The following is a 14,132-nucleotide window of genomic DNA, read 5'->3' as shown; positions in this document are numbered from 1 at the left end:
AACGAAAAAAGAGACCACAAACTCCGCTATAGATTTCGCCTCTATAGCGTGTTGTGGTCTCTCCAAATCTCCTACCGAATTATTAACTTGTCACCATTATAACACTGTTTATGATTATTTGAAAGCTTTTGTTGCTTCAATTGCTTTTTTCCATCCAGCATATAGCTCTTCGCTTATTTCCGCTTCCATCGTTGGTTCAAAACGTTTGTCCATATGCCACTGTTCTTTAATTTCATCTTGGTTTTTCCAATATCCAACCGCAAGACCAGCTAAGTACGCTGCACCTAAAGCTGTTGTTTCATTGATTACCGGACGCTCTACAGGAACGTCTAAAATATCACTTTGGAACTTCATTAAGAAGTTATTTTTAACTGCTCCGCCATCAACGCGTAATGTTTTTAGTTCAATACCTGAATCTGCTTCCATTGCGCATAATACGTCTTTTGTTTGGTAAGCTAAAGATTCTAGTGTTGCACGAATGAAGTGCTCTTTCGTCGTACCGCGCGTTACACCAAACATAGCGCCGCGTACTTCACTATCCCAGTAAGGTGTACCTAAACCTACGAATGCTGGTACAACGTATACACCGTCAGTTGATTCAACGCGAGAAGCGTACACTTCACTCTCACTTGCATCTTTAAACATGCGCATTCCGTCACGTAACCACTGAATTGCAGAACCTGCTACGAAAATACTTCCTTCTAATGCATAGTTTACTTTACCATCTATTCCCCATGCAATTGTTGTTAATAGACCGTGCTCAGAAGCTACTGCTTTTTCACCAGTGTTCATTAACATGAAGCAACCAGTTCCGTAAGTATTTTTCGCCATACCTTCACCGAAACAAGCTTGTCCAAATAATGCCGCTTGTTGATCACCAGCTACACCGGCAATCGGTACATTTTGACCGAAGAAGTGATAGTCAATTGTTTCTCCATACACTTCAGATGATGGACGTACTTCTGGAAGCATGCTCTTTGGTACTGTTAACATGTCTAGAAGCTCATCATCCCACTGTAAGTCGTGAATGTTAAACATTAATGTACGTGATGCATTTGAGTAATCCGTTACGTGCGCTTTACCACCAGATAGTTTCCATACAAGCCACGTATCAATTGTTCCGAATAATAGATCGCCGTTTTCTGCTTTCTCTCTTGCACCTTCAACGTTATCTAAAATCCATTTTACTTTCGTACCAGAGAAGTATGCGTCAATTAAAAGACCTGTTTTTTCGCGAACCATTTCGCTATAACCTTTTTCTTTTAACTCATCACAAATTTCAGCTGTTTGGCGAGATTGCCATACAATTGCGTTATAAATTGGTTTACCAGTCGTTTTATCCCATACAACCGCTGTTTCACGTTGGTTCGTAATACCGATACCAGCGATTTGTTCTGGCTTTACATCAGCTTCACTTAAACAAGTTGCGATAACCGCTAAAATAGATCCCCAAATTTCTTGCGCGTTATGCTCTACCCAGCCTGGCTTTGGAAAATGTTGTGTAAATTCTTTTTGAGCTGAATGAACAATTTCACCTTTTTTATTGAAAAGAATTGCGCGTGAGCTAGTTGTTCCTTGGTCTAATGAAAGAATATATTTTTTCATAATGGTTTCCCCCTTATGCTACTTTTCTACTATTTGTATTGCTTCCACTTTTTTTGCTTGTCATATAAGAGATTGCTAGTACAATCACAGTTGCAATAATCACATAAATAAGTGCTGCATTTTGTTTTCCTTCAAATACAACTTGATGGAATAATCCTGCAAGTGATCCACCTAAAATTGGACCTACTACTGGAATCCATGCATATTTCCAGTTTGAACCGCCTTTTCCTGCAATCGGAAGGAAGAAGTGCGCGATACGCGGACCTAAATCACGTGCTGGGTTGATTGCGTATCCTGTCGTTCCACCTAATGATAAACCAATACTTACAATTAAGAAACCTACGATAAATGGATTTAATCCATCTGCAAATTTATTTGCACCAATTGCTAATATACCAAATACTAAAACGAATGTCCCAATCATTTCACTTAAAAGGTTTGCAAATGTGTTCGGAATTGCTGGACCTGTTGCAAATACACCTAACTTTGTTCCTGGATCTTCTGTTTCTTTCCAGTGTGGTAAGTAATGTAAATATACGATAACTGCCCCGATAATTGCCCCAATCATTTGTGCTGCGATATAGCCAGGTACGTCACTCCATGGGAACGCTCCCTTAAATGCTAATCCTATCGTCAAAGCTGGATTCAAATGTGCCCCACTAATTGATCCAACCGCATACGCTGCAACCGCTACCGCTAAGCCCCAGCCCATTGTAATAACAATCCAACCAGAATCTTTCGCAAACGACTTCTTTAAACTTACACCAGCACAAACGCCGCCACCAAGTACGATTAACAACGCAGTCCCTATTAACTCTCCTAAAAATGCTGACATAGTATCCCTCCACAATCAATTTAAACGCTTTCAAATGTGATAGAGGTAAAATGAATGGCCATTCGTTTTTGTCAAAAGAAAAAGACCCACAGCTTTGCACGCTTCTATATAAATTTATATAGAAACAATGAAATGTGGATCTCTACTTTTCTCCGTCACGTTTATTAACTTGTCTATAATGTTAACCGTTAATGAAAGCGGTGTCAACAGAATTATTTCACATTTTCGTCACTTTTTTTGGTAATGTTTCCATAGTTCGCGTTTTGATGTCGTAATTGCTGTCGCACCAGCATTTAAAGCTCTCTCTACATCATCAACAGTACGAATGAAACCACCCGCTAAAATCGGTACACCAGTACGCTCTTTCACTTCAGCGATCACATCCGTTAACGCTCCTGGGAGCACCTCTATATAATCCGGCTTCGTCTTTTCTAAAAGATTGCAACTTTTCTCCATTGCACTCGAATCGATTAAAAAGATACGCTGAATTGCCACAACACCTTTTTGCTTCGCCTTCATAATGACGCTCGCCTTTGTTGAAAGTAACCCGTACGGTCTAAACTCCTGACATAAATACTCCGTCGCATGCCCATCACTCTGCAAGCCATGAATTAAATCCACATGTAAAAACACCTTTTTACAATATTGCTTCGCAAGTGATATAACACTCTTCAATTGACCGACATGAATATCTAAAATAACGATATACTCATACGAACTATGTAATAGCTTTTCCAAATCTTTAATTTGCCTCACTGCCGGCAAAATCTTTTGTTCATGAAATTCCATTCTCTATATCCCCTTCTTTATGTCGTCCTATCCTTTATAGTACACAATTTGAGTAGAAAGAACAGCTAGTGTGGGGAATTATTTCCTCTATCTATATATATTTTCTTCAACTTATCAGATCCTATACCACCTATAACCATTAATATGAGAGGTAAAAAGTTCATTACATACGGTGCATCTGCTACAAGTGTAATGCTCGCCCCAGTAAACTTATTTAATATCCAGACAACGATTTTTGTAACAAACAAAAATACACCCATCATAAATAAACTATCAAAAAACACCTTCCATAAAAAAATCTATTATTTACCCTATTTAATTCCTTATTCAAACTAAATCTAATCTCCAAAACCTATTTAATCCCCTATTCCAGCTAAATTTATTCTTCAAAAACCTATCTAATTTCCTCTTTTAAACTAAATTTATTCTTCAAAAACGTTGACTATAGTCAACAAAAAATCTTCAAAAACCTATAAAAAAACCAATGATTTTTTTATATCAACACATATATCATTCATTTTATTTTAATCATCAAGAATCAACTATATAAAGTTTCAATTATTCGTTGTTTTAGCAAAAAATACCCTATCCAGTTCCTTTCAAATTCTAATTCAAAATAATTCCCACTCTTTCTCATATCAACTTTACACTAATTTTTTCTCTCTATAGATACAAATATCCAAACTTCCATTAATAAAAGAAGCTATCTAAAACAGACTGTATCTCACACCCTTTTCAGATAACTTCTCTCGACTATTATAATAACACCGAATCTTTATTACTATCCTGATTCCGTTTCTCTCGCTCTTCTTCTCAACGTCTCCTATAAACTTCGCCTTCTTTTCACGTAAAACGACCGAAAGTTTTTCCTTTGTCATACTGATTACATACTTTTTATAAACAGTATTTGAAATGTGTTATTTAAGATATTTCCCCAAATCATCTAAGTTTCTCGTATGATTTAAAATGATTACATACTCAACTTCAACTTCTGTTACTACCATTTCTAATACTTGATGGACTTCAATATAATCATTTTCATATTCTTTTGCCGAAGATACAATCTCTTCTAAGGTTCTTACAAATGTTTCAGCACTCCAGTCTTTTGTTGACAACGCCACATAGGTTTGAAATTTTTTTGTATTCATGTTAGTTCTTTAAGTACAATGGGAATTGTGTACTTCTTGATGAGTCAGAATGATTGATTATAACCCTATGATGACTTGTTGATGAATCAGAAGTGCTTAAATTACCATCAAATTGTTTAGCATAAGTTGTTGTTCTGTTACCCTTGTTATCCGTTTGACTCCACTTATTTTCATAATTATGCATTGTTTCCTCCCTTAACTTTTTCACGTCAACATCTCGACCATACTGAGTTTTGCTAGAAGTAGATTTTTCTTTTGGATTATATTTATGTCTATTATAAGCGTGTTCGTTAATAAAGCTAGATTTATTTGTTCCACCATTTAATTTATATGGTACCTTTGGACTCGAACCTTTCCCTGGTTTCCCTGGTTTTTTCTTTTTAACTAGAGAATCAACTAGGTTGTCATGTGTAGTGACTTCGTTTACGGAAGTTATATTTCCTCTAGCATCTGTTCGAACAGATAAATCAATTGATTCCTCTATACCTTGTGTATTTTTCCAATAAAAAGTTACCTGATTTTCAGTTTTTTTTGTAAATGTATCTTGAATTTGATTTAGTTGATACATATCAATTTTTTCAGATGTAACTTTATCTAAACTCATTTGTTTTGGACTGAATTTTTCTTCAGTAGCGGCGGATACAGCTCCTGTGAATAAAAGGCTTAAACTTAGTGTGGCGGCCGTTGTTAAATTAAGAAATTTACTTTTTTTCATAATACATCCCTCCCAATAATGTTAAAACTATATATTGCATAAATTGAATATAAATTACTCTCTAGTAAAAATCAATTACATTTTCATTTTTATGTTAATCTATTTGATTATCTAAAAATACATATGCATAAGAAAACCAAAGTATATATAAAAACAGGCCATAATATAGATTTTTTCTATACTATGGCCTGTCTTTGTTTCCATTCGCATATGCACATTGGCTTTTTGTGATAGCTAACAGCATCTATTTGGTTCGGCTTTCTTACCATCCGTTTCAATTGTAATACAACCGCTCAATAACATAACTGGTAATGCTAAACTTACTAATTTTTTTGCTTTCATGATTACTACTACCCCTTTAGTTGTAAAATTTAGTGTAAAAAAGTTAATATACTTAATTAATAAATTTTCCCCGAATAATTTATTAGAATCTACTACGAATAGATTTCCTGTATATTCATAATCTTTCCATATATATCATTTTACAAAGAATTACATATTTGGTCAAAGGGATTTATGTAGTTTTTAAAGAAACTTTTCTACGCGAAAAAGAAGCTAACAATAAATTGTTAACTTCTCAACTTAAGGGAAAATAATATCTTTTCTTATCTTCTAATATCTAGGTTGTGATTGAATATTTGTAAGATGAACATCATACATATCAATGATTTCAAGAAATCTATCAGCTTCACGGAAGACATGGTCTGCCAATAATGGGTGGATGATACTCTTTATTTTACACTGCTCAATTAAATCACGTGCTGTTTTCTTAAAGTCCCGAAGAGATGCAACCGACACACGATTTTGATCTAAAAATTGATCTAAAAGAGGGACTGTTTGGGATTGTGGTTTCATAGATTCTAAGTCAATTGCTTGATACATTAATGCATCAAAATCATTGCTAAAATTTCGTGCTGTATCTACAAGCTTTCTTTCCGATGGATCAAGAAGATGACCAATAAATTTAGCATGGTCTGCCATAATCCTCAAAAAGAAAACATTTTCTTTAATAATAGCATCAGGAAGAGCATCTAATTTCCCTTCATTTAATTCCATTAAACGTTTTCTAAAATAATCAGCTTCCCTACTCGTATGGTCAACTAACAGTGGAAAGTTATTTTGTCCTGGCAATTTACATGTGAGAATCAACCCTAAAATCTTTCGTTTAAACCCCCAAATATTAGTTGCGGCTTGTTGTACTTCTGCATTAAATCTTTTGATTTGCTCAGGATCTGTTTCATTTGTGTAGGAATGCGCTATTTGTTCAATATGTTCAAACAATCGATAAAATTGATTCGCTTCTTCAATTAGTTGCGTATCTTCGCATCTAAACCCTAAGCGAAGAAAAAGAGAATGCTCCTTCATGATTCTAGACCAAAAACGAATTTCATTTAATGAACGCTCAACAAACATTACAGATGTAACACCTGTATCCGGATGTAATGGAGTTTCATCCCTATGCATTGTTAATCCCCCCCAGTAAAATACCCCGCTAGTTCCATTCTTATGAAGAAACATATATATAAATGCCCTCAATAAAAGTTCATAATGAATTTCGTATACATGCTTCCCAACAAAGAAAAAGGCTACCACCTAGATGTAAACTTCTACTAGATAATAGCCTTTCAACATTTCTATTAAAGCAATACAGAATCTTTATCACTATCCTGATTACGTTTCTCGCGCTCTTCTGCTAAGCGCTTCATGTACACTTCGCCTTCTTTTTCAATAAACTCATTATCCATCTCTTGCTCTTTTTTTGAAGTATATAAAACCATGTAGCCACTTAATACGATCCCAACGATTACAAGATACACCCACCATGGTAAAGTTTCCACTCTACTTCATTCCTTTCCTTAGACAAGCCTTATTAGTTTCACTGTATGAGGAAAGAAGTAGATTTATGCTTAAAATTTTATCATTGTGGATTCTTCGCGAAGAACGCTTGTACATATTCCATAAACTCGATTGGTTCCTGGCGAAACGGTGCATGGTATCCCTTTTCAATAATATGAAACGTACTATTTGCAAATAGTCCATGATACAGTTCACCATTTTTCCAAGAAACACTCTTATCGTGTCGTCCCCATATAATTAAAGTCGGCACCTTAATTTTATCGGCTTCCATCGCAATGCGGCGCTCTCTCATTTTCGTCAGCTGATCATAGTGCTCTTTATCGTCACGACTATTTTTCACTTCATTTTTATTGTAATCCGTAATCTCAGTTACAGTTTGTAAGTCTGTCGATAACGGCGGCACTTCATAACTTTCTTTTTGCTGGAAAGACTCTATCCCTGTAGCATCCGCCAAAATGAGATGCGTCACTGCATCCGGATATAAATACGCTAAATTCAGTGACATCTCTCCGCCCATTGAATGACCGAGCACCGCAAACTGATCGTATCCGAGCTTTTTCATTAACTTATAATATAAATTCACTTGTGCAGGAAACGAATACTCAAAATCAATTGGCTTAGAAGAACGCCCAAACCCTAAAATATCCACTGCAATAATCGTGTGGTCCCGCGCAAGTTCCGGATAAATATCACTAAATCCATCTGAAGAACCACCAAACCCGTGCAGCATAAGTAAAGGTGGTTTCCCCTCACCAATTTTCTTAAAATAAATCGTCTGCCCATCAATTTGCGCCATACTCTCTTTCGTATTCAGCTTCATCATAACAGTATCTTTCACTTCTCCAACCTTCGCGATTGGCTTATCAACGAAGTTACATACGATAAGTAAAACGAGCACAATACCGCTAATCATATAAAACTTAAACCGTTTCAACATTCCCGTCTCCTTTCTCTTGTTGCTATTTAAAGTTTTTACATTATTTGGTTGTTTTATAATTATTTTTAATTGTAACTATAATGGTTACAAATATATTAAAAAAATATTACTCATTTCTATTACTGACAGTTTCTTTGTAACCATTATAGTTACAAACGAAAAGTAAGTCAATTATTTTATTCCATATAATAAAAAGAGCACTGAACAAATATCAGCACTCTTCCTCATCATCCTCGTTATTTACACACAGTTGTTCCGCTATTTCTTGTACCCGTTCCATCGTTATTCCTTCTCTAAACTCCACTGCTAGAGGATGGTCTGTCGGCTCTAGTTCAATATAAGGACGAATGCCATCGGCTCTTGGGTGAACCATCGTTTTTAAATTGACTGTTTCCAGCTCATATGGTAAATCTGTAGAAAGCCACCCAAACATTGGCTCTAACAGTTCTTGTTTATCCCAGCATTCATTCACCTTATCAAAATTTGCTTGACTTAATGAAACCCATACACCCCATATGAAATGTTCATCTGTGCCAATGATAGGAATTTCAATACTCCCTCGCATAAAGAAGTGTTCTCCATCCATCACGCATAAATCATCGTTCATTTCAAATCTATCTTCTCGCTCTTCAGGTTCAGCATCATAATAATAAAAAGGAGCTGCTGATCCATAGCTCGTTGGAATTTCTTCATGATATGTACCGCAGCATCTACAAGTATACCCATTAATTTTCGTCATTCTATTCCTCCATCAGTTTTACATTCATTTTAGCAAAATACTTATAAAGCGAAAACAAAAAAAGCAAGCAGTTCCAGCTATCAGCTAAAACTACTTGCTCTCCTACTTATTACCTCTACTTTTACTCTTTAATAAATTCCTTCGTACTTCTCACTGTATCAATTGGACGAACTAATTTTTCGATTTCTTCACGTTTTGGCTCTAGGAATGGAGGTAAAGATAATTTTTCGCCAAGTGTTTCGTATGGCTCATCTCCCATAAATCCTGGTCCGTCTGTTGCAAATTCAAATAAGATTTGTGGTGCAACTCTTGCGTATAATGACTCGAAGAAGTGACGATCTACGTAGCCAGATGAAGGAAGCCCTACGCTACTGATTCTCTCAATCCATTCTTCTAATACAGCGCGATCTTCTACGCGGAATGCAGCATGGTGCACTGTACCAAAACCTTGTCGTGCTTCTGGAAGAACCGTATTATGTTCTACAATGACAGATGCACCGTTTCCGCCTTCGTTTACTTCAAATAAATAGAATTCTCCTTCTTGCGCAACCTCTTTAAATAATAAAACTTTTTCTAACACTTCTTTGAAGAAACTAAAGTTTGCAATACGGATGAATACAGGTCCTAAACCAGTAATTGCATATTCTAATGGAACTGGTCCGTTTTGCCACGGTGTACCTGATTCGATCCCTTTATCAAGTTCATCTGAAATTAATTGATAGTGTTGATCATCGAAATCAACGAAAGAAAGAGTTTTCTTACCAAATTGCTCTTTAATTCCTGTATGTTCGACCTCAAGACGGTCAAAACGTTTTACCCAATACTCTAATGCCGCATCAGTTGGAACACGGAATGAAGTTTTTGAAATTTCATTCGTACCGTGTACTCCTTTTGGAATACCTGGGAAGTCAAAGAATGTCATATCTGTTCCTGCACTACCTTTATCATCTGCAAAGAATAAATGATACGTTTGAATGTCATCTTGGTTTACTGTTTTTTTAACTAAACGCATTCCTAAAACGTGAGTGAAAAACTCATAGTTCTTTTCTGCACTACTTGTAATCGCTGTAACGTGGTGAATTCCTTTTAATTGGTTCATTTTATATTCCTCCAATGGTTTTAAAATTTATATTTTCTCTTCTATTACTTCTCTTCTATAGGTACTAAATTCGCTTCAATCTCTGCACGCTGATCTTCTAGGAACGGTGGTAAATCAAGTTTTTCTCCTAAATGTTCCACATCTCCATCAACTGTAAATCCTGGTCCATCTGTTGCAATTTCAAATAAGATTCCGTTTGATTCGCGGAAATATAAGCTTTTAAAATAGAAACGGTCGATGATTCCTGAAGACTGGAAGCCTCTTTGTATCACCTGTTCTTCCCAATAAGCAAGCTCTGCATCATTTTTCACACGAATTGCTAAATGGTGGATGCTACCGCGGCCCGGTTTTTCAGTAGGACCATCTAAATATTTCACAACGATTTCTCCAAAAGCCTCTCCTTTAATGGACTGGAAAATTGCTTCCTCTTCGCTACGGCTAACCTCTGTATAACCAAACATCTCTGTAAGTGTGCTCGCCATTTTATCAAGTCTACGAACTGTCATTTCCACAGAACCCATTCCTTGAATTTGATGCTCTGCAGGAACTTCTGATTTCTCCCAAGTTTCCCAGTGCTCTACTTTTTCTCCGTTTGAAACGAGTAATACTAAGCGAAGACCTTCAGCGTCCTCAAATTGTAAAGCAGGACGATTTGCATATGTTGTTATTTCACTATGTTTCACATCAAATGTCTCAAATCGTTCTTTCCAGTAATGCAAGCTATCCTCTGAAGGAACAAGTAATCCAATTCGAGTAATGGCATTCGTACCGCGATATGTTTTTCCTACTAAAGGAATTTCAAAAAACGTTAATTCCGTACCTGGACTTCCTGTTTTATCTCCATAAAATAAATGATACATTGACGGATCATCTTGGTTTACTGTCATTTTCACGCGACGTAAGCCAAGTACATTTTTATAAAAGTGATTATTTTTATTTGCATTTTTCGTAACCATTGAAATGTGATGATGCCCTTTAATTTCATACATTGTTTATTCCTCCGTTTCGTTTTACTAGTCAAGTGATGACTAAAAAAATAACATTTCCCACAACTAATATGGTTTTTAACGTTTCAATTTATTCTTCATTATATTTTTGTAAATTCATCTTAGTTTTTACTGCATAAGTTACTTTCGTTTTTAACTCGAAAGCAACTGAGTGTATGTTTTTCATATGACTCAATCGCTTTCGTTACTATCACTTTACACCTCAAGTGATTAAAAAGCAAGTGATTTATCTCAAATTCGAGATATTTTTTGTATCTTATGATTTACTTCCTATAAAAAAAAGCCTCACTAAGCGTATTAACACTTAATGAGGCCGTTCTATTTACAAGCTTAATTATAGAACGATGGTTTTGTTCTACTATTTCATTCAAGTACTTTCATTGTCTAAACTGTATAACGTTAAGACATATATTTATTTTTCGTTTTTGATAAATGTATCGCATTATTTTTTATTAAATGCACAAATAAGGCGATTAAAGGTAAAGCCGCTCCAATGAGTAACGGTACTTCGCTATTAAATTTATAGTACGTATAACTTCCAATCCATGAACCAAAGGCTCCTCCCAAAAAGAAAATGGTCATATATAATCCATTCAGTCTGTTTCTTATCTCAGGATTCAAACTAAAGATAACTTTTTGACCTAATAATAAATTTCCTGCTACACCAATATCGATGCTAATACCTGAAATAAGTATTACAATCACACTAAAAAGTGAATGATCTTGAACAAAAAATAATAGTACGATAGATAATAGTACGAGCGCCATTGATACATTAGTCATTGTAAAAATATAGCCTTTATCTGCGATTTTACCAATAGTAGGAGTTAATAAAGCTCCAGCTATTGCAGCAAATCCAAACAATGCAATTTCATTATTTGAGAAATGTAATGGTTCTGACCGTAATAAGATTGGAATAACTGTCCAATAAAGACTAAATGTTGCAAATAAACATGCGTGATAAAAAGCTCTTTGTTGTAACGGAGAAGTATGTAGTAGCAGTTTTACCATAGAAGCTATTAAATTTGAATATGACATGTTACTATTTGATACTACTTCATAGTTGGGCAAAAATTTTATAAGTAACAGTAATACAGCAACTAGAATGATTAGTGAAAAAAGAAATACCATTCTCCAGCCGAACCATTCAGTTATTCCGATAGATAATGGGCGAGCAATCATAATCCCAATTAATAAACCACTCATTACTTTACCCACATATTTACCCGTCTCTTCAATAGGTACAATCCTCATTGTTAGCGGAACTAACATTTGAGCTGCACAGGCTCCAATACCAATTACAGTTGTTAGTATTAAAAAAACAATTCCATTTGTCGAAATTAGCGTACCAATCAATGAAATAATAGTGAGTCCGATAAGAATACCTATTATTTTCTTACTTTTAAATAAATCTGCCATTGGTACGATAAAAAACAAGCCCAATCCATATCCAATTTGCGTCAAAGTAGTGAGCAATCCAGATAAATCCGAAGCGATATTCAAGTCTTTTGCAATGAATTGTACAATTGGCTGTGCATAATAAATATTCGCAACAAGTGAGCCACAACTAATTGCTAAAATGAATATTAGAAAATTTGTCTTTTTAGTCAAATTTATCATTCCTTCCACTTTCGGAACGTTCGTTCCAAAACAATTAAAAAAGAAAGACTATAGCTCTGCAATAGCCTTATCAACTAAATTATATGCTAGCTTTTTCTCTTTTTTATACATAGACATTAAATTAAGACTATGATTTAAACTTAATAAAGAATATGCAACTAATTCAGTGTCATCCTCTTGTGAAATTTCTCCTTTCTTTTTTCCTTCTTCGATAACTTGCTTAAATGCTTTTTCAAGTTCATTAAAATCATTTATGAGTATTTCTTCTATGGAAGGATCAATTTGCCCAATCAGCAATGAAGAATTAGTTATAATACAACCTTTTGGAATGTCATCTGAATAACATTTTTCAATATGTTGATAAAAAAAGGATTTCAGTGATTCTTTCGTATTTGTATCACTAAAAAGTAAATTTCTCTTTTGAGAACCATAGTTTTTATACTGTTCTAAAACGAGTTTAAATAGTGCATCCTTATCTCCAAAGCTATCGTAAAGAGTAGAGCGACTTATACCCATCGTTTCAATAAGATCTGATATATATGTAGCGTCATAACCTTTCTCCCAGAATAAATGCATAGCTTTATTTAGTGCATGTTCTTTGTTAAAGCTAATTTTTCTACCCAATTAATAACACCCCCCTATTATATAATTCAGTATAATTTTTCTGGAACGATAAGTCCAGAAAAAACATCTTGAGATCAATTCTTCCATATAACACATGCACTTCTACATTAATGTTCAATACAAAAACAGCCCCACTAAGCGTATTAACACTTAATGAGGCCACTTTATTCATACTATTAATTATGGAACGACGGTTTATAGAACGAACGATTATCAAGAGCAAAGACACGCTCTGTGTATTCACCTGGTTTTGTGCGTCCTAATGCGCGGTCCATCATGTTCATTTTTGCATCTAAGTTATCGATGTAATGCAGAATTTCTGCTTCTTTTACTAATGGTGGTTTTGGGCTACCCCATTCTGCTTTTCCGTGGTGAGAAAGGACGATGTGTTGAAGAATTAATACTTCTTCTGCATCGATTTGCAGCTCGTCTGCTGCTTTACCAATTTCGTTCACCATAATTGAAATGTGGCCTAGTAAATTTCCTTCTAACGTATACGTAGTAGAAATTGGACCAGATAATTCGATTACTTTACCAAGGTCATGTAAAATAACGCCTGCATATAGTAAGTCTTTATCTAATGATGGATATAGATTTGAGATAGCTTTCGCTAAATCAAGCATTGATACGACGTGATAAGCTAGTCCAGATACGAACTCGTGATGGTTCTTAGTCGCTGCTGGATAGTCTAAAAATTCGTTTTGATGCTTATTTAATAAATGTCTTGTTAAACGTTGAATGTTTGGATTTCTCATTTCAAATATGTATTGCGTAATTTTTTCAACCATATCTTCTTTTTTCACTGGCGCTTTTTCTACGAAGTCCGAGATGTCTGTTACTTCATTTTCATTCGCAACTCGGATTTGTTTCACACGTAATTGAATACGGCCTTTGTAGTTTAGAATGTCACCAGCTACTTTCACGATTGTTTCCGCTACATATTGTTTCTCAACTTCTGGTGATACGTCCCACAATTTCGCTTCAATATCTCCACTTGGATCTTGTAAGATTACTGTTAAAAATGGCTTTCCATTGCTTGCGATACCTTTTGTCGCTGTTTTAATTAACAAGAAAACATCGACTTGTTCACCAACTTCATACTCTGCAATTTTCTTTTTCATTCGAATTCCTCCACCAAATCAGTTACTTTTAGTATA

Annotated in this window: 14 protein-coding genes and 2 pseudogenes; all 16 read right to left on the bottom strand. The window is 35.1% G+C overall.

Features of this window, described 5'->3' with window-relative positions; all coding sequences use genetic code 11:
• Positions 1-114 precede the first annotated feature (114 nt).
• The 16 genes and pseudogenes from glpK to yhaM all read right to left on the bottom strand — a co-directional run bounded on the left by glpK (position 115) and on the right by yhaM (position 14,096).
• The gene (gene glpK, locus NLJ82_RS05415; protein ID WP_000759994.1) at positions 115-1,605 is read right to left on the bottom strand and encodes a glycerol kinase GlpK; all 1,491 of its coding nucleotides are present in this window, start codon (positions 1,603-1,605) and stop codon (positions 115-117) included.
• Positions 1,606-1,618: 13 nt separating this feature from the next.
• The gene (glpF, locus tag NLJ82_RS05410) at positions 1,619-2,440 is read right to left on the bottom strand and encodes a glycerol uptake facilitator protein GlpF (protein WP_001272193.1); all 822 of its coding nucleotides are present in this window, start codon (positions 2,438-2,440) and stop codon (positions 1,619-1,621) included.
• A gap of 228 nt (positions 2,441-2,668) precedes the next feature.
• Complete coding sequence (gene glpP, locus NLJ82_RS05405) at positions 2,669-3,229, bottom strand: glycerol uptake operon antiterminator GlpP (RefSeq protein WP_000394287.1); 561 nt, start codon at positions 3,227-3,229, stop codon at positions 2,669-2,671.
• Between the two features lie 65 nt (positions 3,230-3,294).
• Positions 3,295-3,519: pseudogene (locus tag NLJ82_RS05400) on the bottom strand (hypothetical protein); the annotation flags it as partial.
• 466 nt (positions 3,520-3,985) lie between these two features.
• Positions 3,986-4,072, bottom strand: a pseudogene (locus tag NLJ82_RS28875) (sporulation YhaL family protein); the annotation flags it as partial.
• 74 nt (positions 4,073-4,146) lie between these two features.
• Positions 4,147-4,377, bottom strand: a complete 231-nt coding sequence (locus NLJ82_RS05395) for a hypothetical protein (protein ID WP_001093032.1) — start codon at positions 4,375-4,377, stop codon at positions 4,147-4,149.
• A 1-nt stretch (position 4,378) separates the two neighbouring features.
• On the bottom strand, positions 4,379-5,092 hold the full coding sequence (locus NLJ82_RS05390; protein ID WP_000748573.1) for a hypothetical protein: 714 nt from the start codon (positions 5,090-5,092) through the stop codon (positions 4,379-4,381).
• Between the two features lie 612 nt (positions 5,093-5,704).
• Positions 5,705-6,556, bottom strand: coding sequence for a DUF2935 domain-containing protein (locus NLJ82_RS05385; RefSeq protein WP_000554476.1), 852 nt, complete (start codon positions 6,554-6,556; stop codon positions 5,705-5,707).
• A gap of 173 nt (positions 6,557-6,729) precedes the next feature.
• Positions 6,730-6,930, bottom strand: a complete 201-nt coding sequence (locus NLJ82_RS05380) for a sporulation YhaL family protein (protein WP_000449227.1) — start codon at positions 6,928-6,930, stop codon at positions 6,730-6,732.
• An 80-nt stretch (positions 6,931-7,010) separates the two neighbouring features.
• Positions 7,011-7,883 carry an alpha/beta fold hydrolase gene (locus NLJ82_RS05375; protein WP_123805808.1) on the bottom strand — a complete coding sequence of 291 codons (873 nt, stop codon included), beginning with the start codon at positions 7,881-7,883 and terminating at the stop codon, positions 7,011-7,013.
• Positions 7,884-8,097: 214 nt separating this feature from the next.
• Complete coding sequence (locus NLJ82_RS05370) at positions 8,098-8,625, bottom strand: DUF2199 domain-containing protein (RefSeq protein WP_000161563.1); 528 nt, start codon at positions 8,623-8,625, stop codon at positions 8,098-8,100.
• Positions 8,626-8,746: 121 nt separating this feature from the next.
• Positions 8,747-9,724 (bottom strand): ring-cleaving dioxygenase, encoded by a 978-nt coding sequence (locus tag NLJ82_RS05365; protein ID WP_001072550.1) that lies wholly within the window; start codon positions 9,722-9,724, stop codon positions 8,747-8,749.
• A 44-nt stretch (positions 9,725-9,768) separates the two neighbouring features.
• The gene (locus NLJ82_RS05360) at positions 9,769-10,713 is read right to left on the bottom strand and encodes a ring-cleaving dioxygenase (RefSeq protein ID WP_000272996.1); all 945 of its coding nucleotides are present in this window, start codon (positions 10,711-10,713) and stop codon (positions 9,769-9,771) included.
• A 417-nt stretch (positions 10,714-11,130) separates the two neighbouring features.
• Positions 11,131-12,351 (bottom strand): MFS transporter, encoded by a 1,221-nt coding sequence (locus NLJ82_RS05355; RefSeq protein ID WP_000609256.1) that lies wholly within the window; start codon positions 12,349-12,351, stop codon positions 11,131-11,133.
• A 48-nt stretch (positions 12,352-12,399) separates the two neighbouring features.
• Positions 12,400-12,975, bottom strand: coding sequence for a TetR/AcrR family transcriptional regulator (locus NLJ82_RS05350; RefSeq protein WP_000532764.1), 576 nt, complete (start codon positions 12,973-12,975; stop codon positions 12,400-12,402).
• A gap of 176 nt (positions 12,976-13,151) precedes the next feature.
• Positions 13,152-14,096, bottom strand: a complete 945-nt coding sequence (yhaM, locus tag NLJ82_RS05345; protein ID WP_000726642.1) for a 3'-5' exoribonuclease YhaM — start codon at positions 14,094-14,096, stop codon at positions 13,152-13,154.
• Positions 14,097-14,132 lie beyond the last annotated feature (36 nt).

The organism is Bacillus paranthracis, assembly GCF_024296885.1.
In the GTDB taxonomy this organism is placed as follows: Bacteria; Bacillota; Bacilli; order Bacillales; family Bacillaceae_G; genus Bacillus_A; species Bacillus_A paranthracis.
Note: the sequence above shows the minus strand (reverse complement) of the source record. Positions and strands in the feature narration are given on the sequence as shown.